Source organism: Candidatus Nitrotoga sp. M5 (assembly GCF_927904885.1).
In the GTDB taxonomy this organism is placed as follows: domain Bacteria; phylum Pseudomonadota; class Gammaproteobacteria; order Burkholderiales; family Gallionellaceae; genus Nitrotoga.
This window is the reverse complement of record NZ_CAKMNW010000073.1, coordinates 23,802-37,892: the sequence shown is the minus strand read 5'-3', so window position 1 is coordinate 37,892 and position 14,091 is coordinate 23,802. Positions and strand designations below refer to the sequence as shown.

At 48.7% G+C, this 14,091-nt stretch carries 14 protein-coding genes; 13 read left to right on the top strand and 1 reads right to left on the bottom strand.

Annotated features, from left to right (window positions below; translation table 11 throughout):
• The first annotated feature begins 323 nt into the window (after positions 1 to 323).
• The 6 genes from MJ770_RS13530 (at position 324) to MJ770_RS13505 (ending at position 5,894) form a co-directional block, all read left to right on the top strand.
• Complete coding sequence (locus MJ770_RS13530; RefSeq protein WP_239255314.1) at positions 324 to 674, top strand: hypothetical protein; 351 nt, start codon at positions 324 to 326, stop codon at positions 672 to 674.
• Positions 675 to 829: 155 nt separating this feature from the next.
• Entirely contained in the window at positions 830 to 1,387 is a 558-nt protein-coding gene (locus MJ770_RS13525; RefSeq protein WP_239255312.1) for a cupredoxin domain-containing protein, read from the top strand.
• 77 nt (positions 1,388 to 1,464) lie between these two features.
• Positions 1,465 to 3,207, top strand: a complete 1,743-nt coding sequence (locus MJ770_RS13520) for a copper resistance system multicopper oxidase (protein ID WP_239255310.1) — start codon at positions 1,465 to 1,467, stop codon at positions 3,205 to 3,207.
• Positions 3,204 to 3,929 (top strand): copper resistance protein B, encoded by a 726-nt coding sequence (locus tag MJ770_RS13515; protein ID WP_239255308.1) that lies wholly within the window; start codon positions 3,204 to 3,206, stop codon positions 3,927 to 3,929. Before MJ770_RS13520 ends, MJ770_RS13515 begins: the two co-directional genes overlap by 4 nt.
• Positions 3,930 to 4,015: 86 nt before the next feature.
• Positions 4,016 to 4,459, top strand: a complete 444-nt coding sequence (locus MJ770_RS13510) for a hypothetical protein (RefSeq protein WP_239255306.1) — start codon at positions 4,016 to 4,018, stop codon at positions 4,457 to 4,459.
• A gap of 106 nt (positions 4,460 to 4,565) precedes the next feature.
• Positions 4,566 to 5,894 (top strand): APC family permease, encoded by a 1,329-nt coding sequence (locus tag MJ770_RS13505; RefSeq protein ID WP_239255304.1) that lies wholly within the window; start codon positions 4,566 to 4,568, stop codon positions 5,892 to 5,894.
• A gap of 30 nt (positions 5,895 to 5,924) precedes the next feature.
• On the opposite strand, the gene MJ770_RS15730 is transcribed toward MJ770_RS13505, so the two are convergent.
• Entirely contained in the window at positions 5,925 to 6,203 is a 279-nt protein-coding gene (locus MJ770_RS15730) for a DUF5676 family membrane protein (RefSeq protein ID WP_445083165.1), read from the bottom strand.
• A gap of 334 nt (positions 6,204 to 6,537) precedes the next feature.
• Between MJ770_RS15730 and MJ770_RS13500 the strand changes: the two genes are divergently transcribed.
• From MJ770_RS13500 to MJ770_RS13470, 7 genes are all read left to right on the top strand, one after another.
• On the top strand, positions 6,538 to 7,260 hold the full coding sequence (locus MJ770_RS13500; RefSeq protein ID WP_239255302.1) for a response regulator: 723 nt from the start codon (positions 6,538 to 6,540) through the stop codon (positions 7,258 to 7,260).
• Positions 7,257 to 8,663, top strand: a complete 1,407-nt coding sequence (locus MJ770_RS13495) for an ATP-binding protein (protein WP_239255300.1) — start codon at positions 7,257 to 7,259, stop codon at positions 8,661 to 8,663. The genes MJ770_RS13500 and MJ770_RS13495 overlap by 4 nt, the downstream gene beginning before the upstream one ends.
• A gap of 79 nt (positions 8,664 to 8,742) precedes the next feature.
• Positions 8,743 to 9,189 (top strand): YHS domain-containing protein, encoded by a 447-nt coding sequence (locus tag MJ770_RS13490; RefSeq protein WP_239255315.1) that lies wholly within the window; start codon positions 8,743 to 8,745, stop codon positions 9,187 to 9,189.
• Positions 9,182 to 9,517, top strand: coding sequence for a DUF5676 family membrane protein (locus tag MJ770_RS13485; RefSeq protein ID WP_239255298.1), 336 nt, complete (start codon positions 9,182 to 9,184; stop codon positions 9,515 to 9,517). The genes MJ770_RS13490 and MJ770_RS13485 overlap by 8 nt, the downstream gene beginning before the upstream one ends.
• A 20-nt stretch (positions 9,518 to 9,537) precedes the next feature.
• Positions 9,538 to 11,346, top strand: a complete 1,809-nt coding sequence (locus MJ770_RS13480) for a DUF3141 domain-containing protein (protein ID WP_239255296.1) — start codon at positions 9,538 to 9,540, stop codon at positions 11,344 to 11,346.
• Positions 11,343 to 13,703: a heavy metal translocating P-type ATPase gene (locus tag MJ770_RS13475; protein ID WP_239255294.1), complete on the top strand. Its 2,361-nt coding sequence runs from the start codon at positions 11,343 to 11,345 to the stop codon at positions 13,701 to 13,703. The genes MJ770_RS13480 and MJ770_RS13475 overlap by 4 nt, the downstream gene beginning before the upstream one ends.
• A gap of 50 nt (positions 13,704 to 13,753) precedes the next feature.
• Positions 13,754 to 14,071, top strand: a complete 318-nt coding sequence (locus MJ770_RS13470) for an SHOCT domain-containing protein (protein ID WP_239255292.1) — start codon at positions 13,754 to 13,756, stop codon at positions 14,069 to 14,071.
• Positions 14,072 to 14,091 lie beyond the last annotated feature (20 nt).

The following is a 14,091-nucleotide window of genomic DNA, read 5'->3' as shown; positions in this document are numbered from 1 at the left end:
CGGGTAGTGTCGCAATAAATGACTATATTACAAGTCGATCTCAGATTTCATGTTACTGCCTCGGGCTAAATTCTGCTTTGACGTTTCGCCAACCGATCATTCATTCGAACACCTTTGGCGAAATCGTTGAGTTTTCGTATCCAATGCCATAATATTTTTGTTCGTATGAAATTATTAACCCTAAGATGATATCGACGGTTGTTCGGAATAGCCAAACGTATTTAATTGGAATGTAACTTTATAGTGAGATATTTTTTTAGACTTGTTCCCGTCAATTTGCGTTCATATATTGACATGAATGATAGTGGCTTAGAGAGTGAGCATTGAATTATAATAACGGAAATTTAGACTGGCGCGTACGAGGGCTGCGTTTCATAGTGGCCGTCGCATTTGCGTTTGGTGTTTTTTCCGGTATGCCAGCGTCTGCTCACCATGCTGATACAGCAGGTCAATCGCATTTTGACACAGCCATTGACGATCATCTGACCTCAAGTCATAAACAAACGCAGGGTTCTCATATAGAAAAATGCGGTGTTGCTTCTTGTGCGATTGCCATGCCTCTGCATTTTACTGTCACGACAACAGCATTTGGGACGAAAACTCCATTTGACATGTGGTCTATGCAGGTGACATCCCACCACCTCACGCCACTTGACCGCCCCCCAAAGATCTAGTTCCTCTTCCTAGGCGTTTTTCCAAGACCGCAATGTTTACTGTCGTTGTGCTCGCGCGCCTTTCCAAAATCTAAATTCTGAAATTTGAACTTGTCTCCTTGCCTAATGGCATTGCGTTCAGCGCATAAGCGGAGACTAGAATAGGAACTTATATAATGAAGATTAAGCGTACATTTTTGTCCGGCGTTGCCGGTGTAACCCTCACAGCTGTTGTTGCCCTGAGTTCCGCTCTTGCTTGGGCAGCCGGCAGCCACGATGGCGGTCACGGCGGGAAATCGGGAATTGGTATCCCTGGTAACGCTGCAGACGTCACCAGAACCATCGAGATCAAGATGGGAGATAATTTTTACGAACCGGAAGAGATTTCCATCAAGAAAGGGGAAACGGTTCAATTCAAGATCATCAATGCCGGGGAATTCGTTCATGAATTCAATATCGGGACAGTCGCCATGCATGCCGCACATCAGGAAGAAATGATGATGATGATGGAGCATGGCGTGTTGGAAGCCGACAAGATCAACCGGGATATGATGAAGATGGATATGGGAAATGGCAAAACCATGGAACATAACGACCCGAATAGCGTGTTGCTGGAGCCGAAGGAAACCGCAGAGGTTATCTGGAAATTTTCGGATGATGCCGAGCTGGAATTCGCCTGCAATGTTCCCGGTCATTATGCCTCCGGCATGATGGGTGAAGTTCACTTTGAGTAAATGCTTTGCGCAGCCCATAGAGGCTGCGCATTCAACTTTCCAAAAAAGAAAGGAACAGCAGGATGAGAATTTCATTCATGCAAAAGGCTAGCTTTGGTCTTGCAATGGCCGCAGGAGTTATTCTTCTGCCTGGCCTCAGTCTTGCCAAAACCTACGACCTGACGGTTGACAAGGTAATCATTGATACAGGCGATTTCCAAAAGGAAGGGATTGGGTACAACGGAAAATCCCCTGGACCCGTACTCCGGTTTCAGGAAGGCGAAGATGTCACGATCAATGTGACGAATAATCTCGATGAATCGACGTCAATTCATTGGCACGGTCTTATCCTCCCCTTCCAGATGGATGGGGTGCCGAAAATCAGCTTCCCCGGAATCGAGCCGGGCGAGACCTTCACCTATAAGTTTCCGATTATCCAATCCGGAACCTACTGGTTCCATAGCCATTCCGGTTTTCAGGAGCCCGACGGAGCCTACGGCGCAATTGTGATCGAACCTGAAAAACGCGACCCGTATCGTTTCGACAAGGACTATGTGGTTCAGTTCACCGATGCGCACCCTCATTCCGGCAGCCGAATATTGCGAAACCTGAAAATGTCCGCGGATTATTACAATCGCCAGCAACAGACTCTCGGGGATTTCTTTGCGGATGTCAGCAAGAACGGCCTGAAAGCAACTGTCGATGACAGGATGGCGTGGGGCGACATGCGGATGATGAAGACGGACATTGAGGATGTGCAGGGCTTCACACCGCTTATCAATGGCAAAGGGCCCGAGCAGAACTGGACCGGGTTGTTCGAGCCAAAAGAACGCATCCGCCTGCGTCTCATCAATTCCTCCGCCATGACATATTTTGATGTCCGCATACCGGGATTGAAGATGACAGTGGTTGCTGCTGACGGAAACAATGTACAGCCCGTTACAGTCGACGAACTTCGTTTGGGTGTTGCCGAAACCTATGACGTTATCGTTCGGCCCATGGACGATAAGGCCTATACGATTTTCGGGGCGAGCATGGGCAGAACGGCTTACGCACGGGCAACTCTTGCGCCGCGCGAAGGCATGGTTGCGGAAATTCCGGAAATGACAAAGGCGCCGCTGCTCACCATGGCAGATATGGGGATGGACCACGGCAATATGGAAGGAATGGATCATTCAAGTATGAAAGGGATGGATCATTCGTCGATGAAAGATATGGACCATTCCAAAATGAAGAGCATGGACCACTCCAATATGAAGGAAATGGATCACTCAAACATGAAAGGCATGGATCATTCGAGCATGATGGGGATGGAGCAGGAGAAGGATAGCTTCTATGCAAATGGCAGCGGTCTTGTTCCCACAGCCGCAAATGGTGGCAAGTTCCTTTCCTATGCGGATCTGAAGGCACAGAAACCCCTATATGAGGATCGGGAGGCCACGCGGGAAATCGAGCTGCGCCTGACCGGAAATATGGAGCGTTATATCTGGTCAATCAACGGTGTGAAATATGAAGACGCTGATCCCGTCGTTCTTCAGTATGGAGAGCGTGTCCGGTTCAAGTTTATCAACGAAACCATGATGACCCACCCCATGCATCTACACGGCATGTGGAGCATTTTGGATGTCGGCGCCGGTAAATGGGATCCGGCAAAGCACACAATCAGCGTCGCGCCCGGAACAACCGTTTATTCCGAAACCGAGGTTGATGCGCCTGGTCAGTGGGCGTTCCATTGTCACCTGTCTTTCCATATGGATGCCGGAATGTTCCGTAAGATTGTCGTTGAAGGCGGCCCTAAATCCGCAAATCTCGATCTGGACGAAAAAGGAGTCCTGCAATGATTGAATTGAAAAAATTGCTCCTCGCAACGGCCCTCGCCTTTCCTGTTTTGGCACCTGTTATCGGTCATGCCGCGGAGACGTCGAATATCTATTATGGCGTCCAGATGGAAGAGTTTGAATACCGTTATGGAGAAGGAGGTGAAGAGCTTTTCGCTTTTGACGGTGATGCTTTCATCGGCACTGATGAGCTGAAATTGCGTTGGGAAGGCAGCGGAGAGCTGGATTTGAATGTTAATCGCTTTGAATCCCTTTCCAACCAGCTTGCCTTGCAAACACCCATATCGGATTTTTGGGACATTAAAGGGGGCATCCGATATACGAGCCCTGAAGGACCGGATCGTTGGTATGCTGCCGTTGGCTTGAGTGGTCTTGCTCCACAGTGGATAGAGGTCGATACGCATTTGTTCCTGAGTGAAAAAGGAAAGCTCTCTGCCGATCTCGATATCGAGTACGAGATACTTCTCACCAACTATCTGACCCTGACCCCTTCCGCGAATATTGATGCGGCCTTTTCGAGTGATCGGGAAATTGGTGTCGGCTCCGGTATTAACAGCTTAGAGGCGGGTCTAAGGCTCAGCTATGACGTCTGGGATAGAATTCTCTCACCTTATGTTGGCGTCGTCTATGAACGTAAGTTCGGACAGACAGCAAATTACGTCGAAGCAGAGGGTGAAAGTGCCGATATCTGGTATGCCGTTTTCGGCGCCAAGCTTATGTTCTAAGAACTCAAGCGTCTACGGACAGCATCTGGAAGAGATATTGTTTATCCCTTCCAGATTCCTCCTCGCGTTAAACAATAGGAAAAAGCATGTTCAGAATTATGTTCATTCTGGTTTATCTCATCACTGCATTGGGATCTGCGTCGATGGTTTTGTCGGATGATTTGGTAGCCGACTTTCAATCCGCTCAGATTACCGAGGCGCATCTGCTTCTTGATGAGGATGCCAACTCCGGTGTCTTGAGCTTTCGTATCACCAATAATAGCTCCGGTAACCTGACGATACTCGGTGTAACTGACACCGGTCACATGCAATCAAAAATCATCGTGAGACTTGATGATACGAATTATGCGGAGCTTGGATCAATAACGTTGCTACGTGAAGAAAATCTTGATCTGACAACTACCCATATCTTTATACAGCTTTCAAATATTACGGAACCCATAAAAGCAGATCAAAAGATAGACTTGAAACTGGTTTTTACGAATGGGGAAATGCCAATTTCGGCACATGTAGCGCCGTCAAAACAATAATCATCTGGCATGGCGAGAAAATGTTGACCCGGGCCGGCGGCCACTATCTCGAAACAGGCAGGGAATTTAAAAGAGAATTATCGAACAGAAGCTTGAGAGGGAAGCCATGACAGACCATCCAGAACACAGCCGATCAACGCAATACAAGGAAAATAGCCTGACACTCATTGGCGCCGTATCCATGGGAACCGGCGTGATGATCGGCGCGGGCATACTTGCCCTTACCGGCCAAATTGCGGAGCTTGCCGGATCGTTGTTCCCCCTCGCCTTCTTCGCTGCCGCTATCGTAACGGCCTTTAGCGCATATTCTTATGTCAAGATGGCAAACGCTTACCCCTCTGCTGGCGGGATAGGCATGTTTTTGCAAAAGGCATATGGCCGGGGGACGGTCACGGCAGGTGGTGCGTTGCTCATGTATTTTTCGATGGTCATCAACGAAAGTCTGGTCGCCCGGACATTCGGCACCTACACCATGCAATTGTTCGATGCCGAACCCGCCGGTTGGGCTGTAACGGTCTTGGGCGTTAGCGTTCTCGTTTTCGCCTTTTTTCTGAATATCTCGGGCAATCGTCTCATTGGCGGATTTTCACTATTTATGGCGTTTCTAAAGATCGGTGGGATCGTTGTATTTGCGGCCGGAGGTCTATGGATCGCGGATATTTCGTTTGATAGTATCATACCAAAATCGTCCCCGGATACGACGATCACCGGTTTTCTAGCAGCGATGGCGCTGGCCATTCTCGCGTTTAAAGGATTTACAACTATAACAAATAGCGGATCGGAAATTGTCGATCCTCACAAGAATGTTGGCCGGGCAATCATCATTTCAATTTTACTCTGCTTTGTTATCTATGTGCTTGTCGCTCTCGCGGTTGCCGCAAACCTGACTTTGGATGAAATTATCTCGGCAAAGGATTTCGCTCTGGCGAAGGCCGCGCGTCCGGCGTTTGGCAGTTACGGACTATGGTTTACAGTTGGTCTGGCAATTGTTGCGACTGTGTCGGGTTTGATTGCAAGTGTCTTTGCCGTTTCACGGATGCTCGCGATGCTTACCGATATGAAACTGGTGCCGCATAGTCATTTCGGGATGCCGGGAGATATCCAGAAACACACATTGGTCTATACGGTTGTATTTGCTATTTTCCTGACCATATTTTTTGACTTGAGCCGCATCGCCTCCCTCGGCGCCATTTTCTATCTTATCATGGATATTTTTATTCATTGGGGAGTGTATCGGTACCTGCGCGAAGAGGTTAATGCCAACGGAATTATCGTTTTGGCGGCGATTGTTTTCGATGTGATCGTGCTCGGTGCTTTCCTGGCAGTGAAAGCGTCAACTGATATGCTGGTTATCTATGCCGCATTGATTGGGGTTGTCGCGATCTTCGTTGGAGAGAGGTTTTTCCTCAAGTGGCACGAAGACGAGAAGAGTTAGTACATTTTACGAGATAATAGTAGAAATGTATTAGCGGAATTTAGTCGTAAAAACTCTGCTCATCAGCGGGAGAAAATATGAAATCAATCCGAAAACAAGTGCGATGTACCATCCATAAGCATAAGCTTCTGCCAAACCCAGAAAAAAGCTTGGCCATGTCAGCCAAATAAAGCCCGGCAACAGGTTTTGCCAAATTTCGTGCATAGCATAATTAGGTAGCCATAAATCGAACAATACGCAAAAAATATAACTAAACGCTGTGAAAGCGCTTAGGCTCAATCCAAAGGTGATTGTGGGTATACGGTTCATTTCGAACGCTATTCTTTCAAACTAGCTATGGGCGAATAAAATTGCTTTCATGCCCTTGTTTTAGATCAATGAACAGTCAGAGTAATTCTCTGCTTATAGGTATTACAAATAAGAATTAGTCACATTCTGCAACAGTGAAGCAAATCGTTACGGAATGTTACAAATTATAGAATGGTGACGTTGAACAAGACATGAGATTTTGTTACAGAAAATAAGCTAATAGCTAACCGGTAGTCTGGGCAATTTTAATTGAACCGGCTTTTTAAGGACTCACTTATGGACAAATTTGTCCCGGATTAAAGTCGGCGAGTTAGTTTTCAGATAGATAGATGCAATGAATGAATCCCCGCATATCCTGATAGTCGATGATGATCGGGAAATACGAGATCTCTTGACCCGGGTTTTGAAGAGGCACGGTTTCCGAGCCACCGCCGTTAATGACGGCCGCGAAATGACCGTCGTATTGAGAGATTGGAAGATCGATCTAATCATTCTGGATCTTATGCTTCCAGGCGAAGACGGCATAACTTTGTGCCGTGATCTAAGGGCACAATCAAATATTCCGATCATAATGCTGACGGCACTTGGAGAAGATTCAGACAAAATTCTGGGACTCGAAATCGGCGCGGATGATTATATTCAAAAACCCTGTAATCCAAGAGAATTACTTGCGAGAATACGTGCTGTGCTTAGACGCGCAGGTGAAGTAGCTACAATTGAGATCGAGCAAGACACAATTATTGAGTTTGATGGCTGGCAGCTTGATTTGGTTCGTCATAGTTTGAAATCCGCCGCTTCGGAATATGTGGAATTAACAACCGGCGAGTTTAAGTTGCTCGCGGCTCTTGCAAGTCATCCCGGTAGAGTGTTGACACGTTACCAACTTATGGATCTCGTTAAAGGCCGTTGGTCTCGTCCATTTGAGCGTAGCATAGACATGCAAATAAGCCGATTGCGACGAAAACTTGAAAGCGATCCCCAGAATCCAGAGATTATTAGAACGGTCCGCAGTGGCGGGTATTTATTTGCCCCTCAATCCATGACGGCGCGGACATGAAATTCAATCGTTCACTGTGGCCGAAAACTATGGCGGCCCGGATTGTATTATTGCTTCTGATTGGGCTCGGTCTTTCACATGTAATCAGTTTGAGTGTTTACAATTTTGACCGCGCGGAGATCATAAATCTGATCGGAAGGGCGCAATTGATAGAGCACATAACGACAATAACCGGGATAATAAAAAATGCACCGCCGGAAGAAAGAAAAAAAATCATCAGCTTTGCCAACAGCTCTACTTTTCGGTTAGATTTAGGTGCTGCAAGTATCGTTAAAAATAACGATCCCTCCATCGCTAACCGCTTTTCAGCGGCGCTTGCCGAGCTAAACTCGCCTGATTCTAGAATGCCAATTCTTGCGGAAACAGTTTCGGGCGAGGATAGCATATGGAGACATCTTTCTGGCAAATCAACCGAAAAACATAATTTTATTACTGATCATTTTGAGCACATTGTTAACGAAATGCGGACGGGTGCTTTAATCCGGGTTTCAATAGAAATTGGCAATAACAGCTGGCTAAACTACGAAGCCCCTGATGTTGAAGCAACGATGCCCTGGTCTATTAGATTTGTCCTATCGATTGCCGTGATGATGATTGCAACTGCAATATTTTCCGCTTGGGCTGCCCACTATCTAACTGATCCTCTAAAAAAACTGAGTATTGCTGCTGATGATTTGGGGCGTAGCGCAACAGCGCGGCCAATACCAGAGAAGGGACCTTTGGAGGTTATACAATCAGTTCGCGTTTTCAATAAAATGCAAGCAAGAATTTATCGCTTCGTGGAAGATCGCACACAAATGATCGCAGCCATTGCTCACGACTTGCGGACGCCTCTTATGAGAATGCAGCTTCGCAGCGAACTCTTGGATGACAATGAATTAAAAAGCAAATTTAACGAAGATATTGACGAAATGAATAAGATCGTCACGGCAACGTTGACCTTTGCATCCGAAGACGCGGCAGGAAAGAAAAATGAACGGTTCGATGTCGTCAAACTTATTTCGGATGTTGTTTCGAAATTGAGTACGTTAGGTCTTTCGATCTCATGGATTCCTCCTGAACCCATCAATTTTGAGGGACAAAAAGACTTATTACGCCGCGCCCTTTCAAATTTGATTGAAAATGCGACCAATTACGGGGAACAGGCATCTATCCATGTCAGAATTGCTGATGGAAAACTTATAATCACCATTGATGATGACGGTCCAGGAATTGCTCCCGAGAACATAAAAGACGTTTTCAAGCCGTTTTTTAGACTGGAAGGCTCTCGAAGCCGGGAAACAGGGGGTACCGGTCTCGGCCTGTCAATTGCGCGATCAGCTTTCCGCAGTCACGGTGGCGACGTTACGATACGAAACCGCGCAGAAGGCGGCCTGAGAGTTGAAGCTTATCTGCCTTTCTGACAGACTTCCATGCGGGTTCACTCAACTCATTTGTAACACTTTGTAACTGCATCGTAATCTGTCACTAAATGTGACCGAAATGATTGGCTGCCGCCTCGACATCTCTCCCCGACTAAATAAGTATCGTTGCATAAGATCACCATTTTTTTATGCACTGAAAGTCGATGAGATGAGCTCACTTTTCTATTTCCTTTTTTGGGCAGGCCTGATTTTTCTAATGATGCGATTTGGCTGTGGCGCACATGTGATGGGTCACAAATCAAAGCATAAGCATTCTGAAGATGGTCCGCCCGCGCCTTCGGAAAACACCAATAACATGGTTTGGGTAGCTCCACCTCGTGATATCGATCCGGTATGCGGCACACAAGTTAATACAAAAACCGCCAAATCAAGCGTCTACAATGGGTCAGTCTACTACCTGTGTTCGCGAGAGTGTCGTGAAATTTTTGAAGCAAATCCGAAAGAGTATCTCAGCTCCGAGAATTTGAAAATACAAGCCCCTGAAACGGAGGCTAAGCATGCCTGATCTGGTAAAAGAAAATACTGCTGAGGCACGCCACGAACTCCGCATAAGAAGTCGGACGAGTTTCCGTCTGCCGGTAATTGCACTCGGGATGAGCCTCGGATTGTTCTTTGCCATTACGTTCATTCTATGTGTTAGTTTTGATCTGCTTTTCCCCGATCAGGCAATGTACAAAACATGGCTTGGGTTGCTGCCCGGATTTGCCTGGCTGAGTTGGCCGAGTTTCTTCCTGGGACTTGGTGAGAGCTTTGCCTATGGCTGGTACGTTGCCCTAATTTTTGGGCCGCTCTTTAACTTCTTTGCCTCTCTCGGTCAGAAAGGTCGGTCATGACTCGCTCGACTGTGCATAAAATGTCTACTCTCGAATTGACGGAGAACGGGCCGTCTCCTTCCTTAGCGCAGAACCAAGACAATATTCCCACATCGGACGGTACTGCCAAGACAGAAAGGCCAGTGCCACATGGCCGGGATATATTCGACTATCAAATAGACTTCTGGCAGCGGACAATCCTTTACTGGGACACGCTCAGACAGCGTGCCGACAATATGCTGGAACACGAGCGTGCCGGTTTGCCGCCATTGCTTGATTTCAAGTATGAGACGATCCTCGATGCTCGAACTTTTGAACCGCCCGTCAACTACGCTTTGCTGCGGATCACCGAAATAGGGGATGACTGCTGGGATGACTGCGTCGATCTGGAAAAGCCGCCGGTTATCGTCCTTGATCCGCGTGCCGGGCATGGGCCGGGAATTGGAGGGTTTAAGCACGACTCTGAAGTCGGGATGGCGCTTCAAGAAGGCCATCCGGTTTATTTCGTTATCTTTTTTCCAGAACCGTCACCACGGCAAACCCTTGCGGATGTTCATCATGCCTTGCGCCGGTTCGTCGAAGAGGTGACGAAGTTGCATATTGGAAAGCCGCCCGTTCTCTACGGAAACTGCCAGGCGGGTTGGGCTGCCACTCTCCTGGCAGCGGATTGTGAAGGGACTGTCGGTCCAACCATCTTGAATGGATCGCCCCTATCTTACTGGGCGGGTGATGCTGGCGTGAACCCGATGCGCGTGGCCGGGGGATTACTCGGCGGCGTCTGGATGACCCATTTCACGGCGGATCTTGGCGACGGTCGTTTTGACGGCGCCTGGCTTGCGCAAAATTTCGAAAACCTCAAACCTGAAAAAGCGATCTGGGAGAAATATGCAAGCCTGTTCAACCAGGTTGATACCGAACGAGACCGGTTTCTTGAATTTGAACGGTGGTGGAACGGTTTTTACTTTCTGAGTCGCGAGGAAATGGTTGGAATTGCGGAAAATCTTTTTATCGGCAATAAGCTGGAGAGAGGTGAATTCCGCATTTGCGACGGATGCACTGTCAATCTGCGAAGGATTCGCAATCCCCTTGTCGTTTTTGCTTCTTATGGCGACAACATTACGCCTCCCCATCAAGCCCTTGGCTGGATTCCTGTGGTTTACCGGAACACGGAAGATCTCAAGTCGGCTGGCCAACGTATTATTTATCTGACTAATCCCCATGTCGGACATCTAGGCATTTTCGTTTCAGCCAGTGTCGCCCGCCTCGAACATCGAGCTATTCTCGAAAGCCTTGATGAGATTGAGGCGCTTGCGCCTGGCCTCTATGAGATGAAGATCGATAACCCCACAGGTGATCCGGATTGTCATAAACCACAATTTACCGTTAGGTTTGAGGAGCGACAGGTTGAAGACATACAGTTTCCCCGGCAAGAGGAAGCATTTGAACGAGTTCGCACCGTGTCCGAAGCCAATGAGGCCTTCTATCGCACTTTCATCAGCCCATGGGTCCAGGCGGTGTCAAATCCCTGGTCTGCTGAAGTTATGAAATGGATACATCCAATGCGTACCAGTCGATATCTTTTCTCAGAGGCATTTAATCCTTGGATGCAGGGTCTGGCGGATGGAGCCAAAAAAATTAACGAAAACAGAAAACCGCTTACTGACGACCATCCAATGCTCCTAAAGGAACAAGACTTCATTGCTCAAGTTTCCCAGATGATGGAAAAAACCCGCAAGTCTCGCGATGCCGCCTATGAACGGATGTTCAATCTCGAATACGGGATTTCGGATTTGGTAAACAATTTCCTTGAGACGAATAAGAGAATTGAAGAGACAGGTAAAAGTTCATGAACGAATCACTCTCACATGCCCTTCCCGAAAATAAAGAAAATGCTGGTGAGGCTGGTTCAACAGCCAAAGATCCGGTTTGTGGTATGGCTGTCGACCTGAATAAAGACAAACCACTGTTTGATCATGAAGGAACCACCTATCACTTCTGTTCGCAGAAGTGCCATGACAAATTCGCGGAAGATCCGGAATATTATATTTCTGGTGCGCACAAGCAACAAACAAAAAAACCTGTTGCTGGCGCAAAATACACTTGTCCGATGCATCCCGAAATTGTTCGCGATGCGCCAGGTGATTGCCCGATCTGTGGTATGGCGCTTGAGCCTATGGGCGTGCCGACGGGCGACGAAGGTCCCAATCCTGAATTGCTAGATTTCAGGCGGCGCATGTGGATCGGCACTGTCTTAACAATCCCGCTACTCATTTTGACAATGGGACCCTTCGTTGGACTTGGCTTCATCCGCGAAATGATTGGAGAACGAACTGCTCTTTGGACTGAACTTGTCTTGGGTACGCCGGTTATTCTCTGGGCGGGCTGGCCATTTTTTGTGCGCGGCATTAAGTCGGTGGTCAACAAGAGCCTTAACATGTTCACACTCATAGGCATGGGCGTCGGCGCCGCCTATCTCTTCAGCATTGTTGCTGTATTGTTGCCCGGAATATTTCCAGACGGTTTTCGGGATGCAGAGGGCAATGTCGGCGTCTATTTCGAAGCCGGCGCAGTGATCGTCGTCCTGGTGCTGTTAGGTCAGGTCATGGAGCTTGGGGCGCGAGAACGCACCGGTGCCGCCATAAAGGCACTCTTGGATCTTGCCGCGAAAACAGCGCGTATCCTCCGCAAAGACGGCAGCGAAGAAGAAATTCCGCTTGAAGAAGTTGCAGTTGGTGATCGGCTACGTGTACGCCCGGGCGATAAAGTTCCGGTTGATGGAATTGTGTCGGAAGGCCGATCCTCTGTTGATGAATCAATGATCTCTGGAGAACCTCTGCCAGTAGAGAAGGTAGCTGGTGATACCGTTACAGGTGCTACCATCAATGGCACCGGCAGCCTTATAATTGAAGCGAAGCGTGTCGGCGCAGACACTATGCTCAGCCAGATTGTTGAGATGGTTGCGAGTGCGCAACGGAGCCGTGCGCCGATTCAGAAGCTAGCAGATGCGGTCGCCGGTAAATTCGTGCCCGCCGTAATCCTTGTCGCCATCCTCTCATTTATTTCCTGGTCAATTTGGGGACCGAACCCAGCCTATGCTTATGCATTGGTGTCTGCCGTTGCAGTACTGATCATTGCCTGCCCTTGTGCCTTGGGCCTCGCGACACCTATTTCAATAATGACGGCAACCGGGCGCGGCGCGCAAGCTGGCGTGCTCATCAAAAACGCAGAGGCGTTGGAAAGGTTTGCCAAAATAGACACTCTTATCGTCGACAAGACCGGAACACTAACGGTCGGTAAGCCGAAGCTCATCGCCGTACTCGCTGAAGACGGGCATGAAGAGGCGGAAGTCCTTCGACTCGCCGCCAGTCTCGAACGCGGCTCCGAGCACCCGTTGGCAGAGGCGATAGTTGTCGGCGCCGAAGAACGCGAGATCGCGTTGGCGAAGGCCGAGGATTTTGAGGCCGTCACAGGCAAGGGCGTCACAGGTGTTGTGGACGGCAAACCCGTTGCTCTCGGAAACGCCAGATTGGTCGCCGATCTTGGTATAGCCACGAAAGGCTTCAGCGATATCGCGGACGCCAGGCGCGATCAGGGTGAGACAGTTATGTTTGTCGTCGTGGGCGGTGAGATCGCTGGATTGGTGAGTGTTGCCGACCCCGTGAAGGAAACCACGCCTGCGGCACTCAAAGCGCTGCATGCCGAAGGTTTTCGGATCGTTATGGCGACCGGCGATAATGAACGTACGGCAAAGGCTGTTGCCGCCAGATTGGGCATTGACGAAATCCGGGCTGATGTTCTGCCAGAAGACAAAGCCCGTATTATCAAGGAAATGCAGGCAGAAGGGCGCAAGGTTGCAATGGCTGGTGACGGCGTGAATGATGCGCCAGCCCTGGCTCAGGCCGACGTCGGTATTGCCATGGGCACTGGTGCCGATGTTGCGATAGAGAGTGCCGGTTTCACTCTTGTGAAGGGCGACCTTAATGGCATTATCCGGGCCCGCCGCTTATCGCGGGCAACCATGCGTAATATTAAGCAAAACCTGTTCTTTGCGCTGGTTTATAACGGCGCCGGCGTGCCGGTGGCGGCAGGTGTCCTCTATCCGTTTTTCGATATCCTGATTTCACCGATTTTTGCGGCTGCAGCAATGAGTCTTTCGTCACTTTCGGTCATTCTCAATGCGCTGAGACTGAGATCCGCCAAAATCTAGGAACGACAATGCAAACTTCAAAAGTATTTCGCAAGTCAAGGAGGATGAAAATGTATCGAACACAGCTTGCCGCTATTTCAGCAATCGGAATGCTGATTTTGTCTGCGCCTATAGTGCTCGCGGATTCTGGCGAAAACTACTACATGCACGGCATGGGAGCGGGCGGATGGATTTTTGGTCCCCTGATGATGATTTTGATAATCGCCTTAATTGTGGGCGTGGTCGTACTTATCCTTCGCTGGATGGGTATTACGGACGGAGCAGGAAATCGGCGGGACCAAGCGCTCGATATTCTCAACGAGCGATTTGCTCGTGGCGAAATTGACCTGGAGGAATTTGAAAACCGCAAACGCGCCTTGAATAAATAGATGCAATGGGTCCGAATGGG